This is a genomic window from Paraburkholderia sp. GAS334 (genome assembly GCF_050436625.1).
GTDB lineage: Bacteria > Pseudomonadota > Gammaproteobacteria > Burkholderiales > Burkholderiaceae > Paraburkholderia.
On sequence record NZ_JBNDMO010000078.1, the window covers coordinates 1 to 4,214 of the forward strand.

4 protein-coding genes are annotated in these 4,214 nt (G+C 60.5%); 1 reads left to right on the forward strand and 3 read right to left on the reverse strand.

Annotated features, from left to right (window positions below; all coding sequences use genetic code 11):
• Window positions 1-244: 244 nt before the first annotated feature.
• From P3T21_RS38165 to P3T21_RS38175, 3 genes are all read right to left on the reverse strand, one after another.
• The gene (locus P3T21_RS38165) at window positions 245-571 is read right to left on the reverse strand and encodes an antibiotic biosynthesis monooxygenase family protein (protein ID WP_172166043.1); all 327 of its coding nucleotides are present in this window, start codon (window positions 569-571) and stop codon (window positions 245-247) included.
• Window positions 572-655: 84 nt separating this feature from the next.
• On the reverse strand, window positions 656-1,291 hold the full coding sequence (locus tag P3T21_RS38170) for a LysE family translocator (protein WP_429261017.1): 636 nt from the start codon (window positions 1,289-1,291) through the stop codon (window positions 656-658).
• A gap of 107 nt (window positions 1,292-1,398) precedes the next feature.
• Entirely contained in the window at window positions 1,399-2,037 is a 639-nt protein-coding gene (locus tag P3T21_RS38175; protein ID WP_429261018.1) for an FMN-binding negative transcriptional regulator, read from the reverse strand.
• 116 nt (window positions 2,038-2,153) lie between these two features.
• Here P3T21_RS38175 and P3T21_RS38180 point away from each other — a divergent pair, with 116 nt between their 5' ends.
• Window positions 2,154-3,698 carry a PLP-dependent aminotransferase family protein gene (locus P3T21_RS38180; protein ID WP_429261019.1) on the forward strand — a complete coding sequence of 515 codons (1,545 nt, stop codon included), beginning with the start codon at window positions 2,154-2,156 and terminating at the stop codon, window positions 3,696-3,698.
• Window positions 3,699-4,214 lie beyond the last annotated feature (516 nt).

Below are 4,214 nucleotides of genomic sequence, written 5' to 3' on the forward strand. Positions count from 1 at the left end.
CATGAAGCGGGCGGCCTTTCACGTGCGGAATTTCGACGTTCGACCACGAGGCGTTCGCGCAGGCAGGGTGCATCGGCTGCCGGGCTGTGCGGCAGCAGCCGGCCACTTCCGGTCCTTCGTGACGGCCATTTGGATGGCCGCTCCTCCACATTCATCGGACACTCATGCCCGAACGGCAAACGTTCGCAACGGATCGGGGCAAGATGGCCACGCTACCTCGAACACGATGTGAGAGCGGTTTCGATCAAGCAGGCTGATCTTCCTTGCGCGTCACGAGGCCGCCATCCCCATATTCCCGGATCACCTTCGCAATGACGACCCGGTAGCCGTCCAACCAGCGGGCCTGCTTCGACTTCGCTTCGAGGTGCGTCGGATGCCTGATCAATTGCAGCAGTGCGTCTTCCGACTCCCAGTAGTAGACGTTCTGGATCAATCCGGCGCTGGCGCTCTCCCAGGTCTCTTCACCCAGATACCCGGGAATTGCACGCGCCATTTCGGCGATCTCCTGGTCGAGGCGATGGAATTCCTCGTCGTACTGACCGGCCCTGAAAATGAAGGTGGAAGAGTACATAGGGCTTCCTCTGGAGATGAATGAAAGGGCACAGAGTTTAGGGCATGAAGGGCCGGCAAGATCGTCAGGCCTCTTTCCGAGCCCCTATCTGGAAGGCCATGCCAGAAGCCTGATCCCGGCAACCCCGAATACGACAGCAAGGCATCCTTCCAGAGCGCGACGGGTCCGAATGTATAGCCGGCGAACTGAGTCCATGGAAAACAGGACGGCATACCCGCTGAACACCAGGCATCCAATGACCGCACAGCCGGGAATCACGGCCCCGTAGGCAGATCCCGAGTTGTTCGAAGAGAGGGCGACAATTGAAACCCACACGAGTATGGCCTTCGGATTTGTCAGATGCAGCAACGCGCCTCGCGCGTACAGGCTCGTCAACTTCTGTGGCTGTTCCCGTTTCGGTGAGGTTGTAGCTGCAGTGGCAAGAGCAGTGCGTCCCGATTTGAAGGCCAGCCAGAGGAGGTACAGGCCACCGAAAATCTTGATCGCCACGATGAAATGGGACCAGGCAATCAGCGCCGCTGATATGCCGACCGTCGCTACCGTCGCCCAGAACATCGACCCTGAAATGACGCCCAGCGCGAACGCCAACGCCGCCTTCCGGCCGTGATTGGCCGCAATGGACATGATCGCGAGATTGCTCGGTCCGGGACTTGCGGTGCCAACGAAATACGCCGTATAGGCAAGCAATAAGCTTGCTGAGAAGAAGGTGTTTCCGGACATGTCGGATCTCGAAGTGGACTGAGTCCCAGGATTGTTGATGGCAGCGCGCATTCGCCACAATCAGGCGCCTAACATCCTGCCGAGCTCATTGTTGGGAGCGGATCGTTCTATTCCAGCTTCTTCGCAGCGTGAGCGAGCATCGCATCGCCAATTGGGGAGTTGCCGCGCGCAGTGAGCGCTTCCCCGGCGCCTCGAATATCCCGCTCTTCCTTGTTCTGGCCAAGCTTGCTCTTGCCGACCAGACGCGTGATGTCAATCTGCAGACCGACGATCGAACCGAGCATGGTATCGATATAGTCCTTCGGTGCGTCGGCCATTTTCCAAGGCTGGGGTTGCGACGCCTCATGTGTGCGGGTCAGCCGGCCGACCAGGCCGCGCACATATCGCTCGTCGTCGTGAACGGAGATGCGTCCGTACGCGTGGACGACGATGTAATTCCAGGTCGGCACCTGCTTGTGGAATTCGTGTTTGCTCGGGTACCAGTTTGGGGAGATATAGGCATCTCCTGCGCGAAAGACCACGAGCACCTCGTCGCCGTTCGAGACGTCCTGCCATACCGGATTCGCGCGCGCGACATGCGCGCGCAGCGCGCCCAACTCGCCTTCTCCTGCCGCCAGTTCAAACGGAAGGTGGTTGGCGTCCAGCCCGCTCGTCCCATGCGTGATCAAAGTGCCGAACGGATGCTGTGCGATGTGCGCATGCAGGTTTTCGAGGCGAGGTTCATTGAAATGGGCTGGTACGTACATGTCTATTCCACGGAGATGTCGAAGGTCACCGGTTCGAATTTCATTTGGACGCATTGTGACGCAAAACTGGTTTATGCTACAGGTCCAGTTTCGACAAATTTTGTAGGACCAGAATCGTGGCAAGAACGGCCGGGGTGGCTGAAATCCCGTCAATCGGCACGCTGGACCGGGCAGCCGGTAACCTGAGCCGTCAGGTGGCGCAGGCATTGCGAGAGGCGGTACGCAAAGGGGATATCCGGCCCGGCGATGCGTTGCCGTCCACGCGATTGCTGGCAGCTTCGCTGGACATCGCGCGCGGCACGGTGATAGAGGCATATGAGCAGTTGATTGCTGAAGGCTTCTTGGAATCGAAAGGTCGCGCGGCCACACGGGTTGTTCAAGCGCTCGCCGAGCCGCAACAGACACGCGAACCAGGTACGGAACGCCAGCGGATGACCCGGACTGGCTTGCCAGAGCCAGCGGCAGTGTTCGCGCAGATCGCACAGGAGTTCAGGCCGCTTCCACCGGTGCCGTTTGCGATATCCGTCCCTCTCGGTTTGACTGCGCCCGCCGACATCTGGCGTCGGCTCGGCAACCGCCTGCGCGCGAAGGGGCCCGGCGCGCCGGCCGGTTATGCCGATCCGCTTGGGGCGTTACCGCTCCGTGAAGCGATCGCCGGCTACGTGCGCAAGTCACGTTCGGTGCGTTGCGAACCCGGACAGGTCATCGTGACCAGTGGAACACAGCAGGGGCTCTTTCTCGCATGTCAGGTGTTGCTGGCTTCGCGTGATCAAGCGTGGGTCGAAAACCCGGCCTACCGCGGCGTAACGGCCATACTCGAGAGCATGGGCCATCGCGATACGATGATTCGCGTACCGGTCGACGCCGAAGGCATCGATGTCGAAGCAGGCATCCGGATGGCGCCTCACGCGCGTGCCGCCTTCGTCACGCCGTCGCATCAGTATCCGTTGGGCATGCCTATGAGCATGGCCCGGCGCAACGCGTTGCTGGCGTGGGCGCGCGCCAGCAACGCATGGGTCGTCGAAGACGACTACGATAGCGAACTCCGATACCAGGGCTATCCGTTTCCGTCGCTTCAGGGATTGGACCCGGATCGGGTCGTTTATCTTGGCACGTTTAGCAAGATCCTGTTTCCGTCGTTGCGGTTGGGCTACGTGATCGTGCCCGACGATCTGGTCGATGCTTTTTGCGGCGCGCGTGTGCTGATGGACCGTCATCCGCCGAACGCCGACCAGCATGTGCTGGCGGCCTTCATGGCGGAGGGCCATCTGGAGCGCCACATTCGCAGAGTTCGCAATGTGTACTCGGGTCATCGGGTCCAGTTGATCGAGACGCTCGACGCGTTGCTCCCCAAGGATTTGGCATGGCTGGAACCAGGCGATCAGGGCATGCACGTTATCCTTTGGCTGGCGGAAGGCATGGACGATCGCAAAGTGGTCGAGCTGGCCGCCAGGGCCGGAGTCGCTGTGCGTCCTGTATCGCCGATGTTCGCGCCTGGAACGGAGCGGCCCGGCCTGGTCCTCGGATTCGGGGGCTTTAGCAACGCGCAAATGAAAGCGGCCGCGCTACGTCTTGCCTCGGTTATTGCCGAAGTGACGAAGTCCCTCAAACGAAAACACGCTGCTACACGAAGACCATCCATGCGGAATGGCAGAAATTGACAGCAAAGCGGCCACCGCAGCTGACACGCCGAATGGCCGGAGAGGGTCGAGTACGGAAGTTCGATGCAGAGCCGCATTGGACGGCGTTTTTTTCAGCGAGAGTCCGCTCGGCGAATAGCTGCGGACACATGCCGACTAGACGCCAGCGACGCAAACGGGTCGACTCCTGTCTTAAGCTTCGCTCGCAAACGGCCATTCGTTGAGCGCGGGACTCGATGGGCTGCGGATGACCGCTTTGGCCTGCGGATGCAGCCGGTGCGCCGACGCGTTCAGTTGCTTCCTGGTCGGGCAAAAGACATGCGAGTTACCACCACTCCGCGTGATGGCGAATGTCCGCTTCGACACGACCTGTCTGGCAACCATCGCTAAGGGTGGTTCGATGCCTGTTTCGTCTATACGACTGTCAGTACGAGGTGGTGCGGGAGTCTTGCGCCGCTATGGCGATTGAAGAGGCTGGCGTGGTTCATCAGGCGCCGGTTCTGGCTCACATGAGAATCGCCCGTGCCGCGCTGCGAA

Excerpts from the sequence above, each read along its gene's own strand:
- P3T21_RS38170 (WP_429261017.1), bottom strand. The coding sequence starts at position 1,291 with ATGTCCGGAAACACCTTCTTCTCAGCAAGCTTATTGCTTGCCTATACG.
- P3T21_RS38175 (WP_429261018.1), bottom strand. The coding sequence starts at position 2,037 with ATGTACGTACCAGCCCATTTCAATGAACCTCGCCTCGAAAACCTGCAT.
- P3T21_RS38165 (WP_172166043.1), bottom strand. The coding sequence starts at position 571 with ATGTACTCTTCCACCTTCATTTTCAGGGCCGGTCAGTACGACGAGGAA.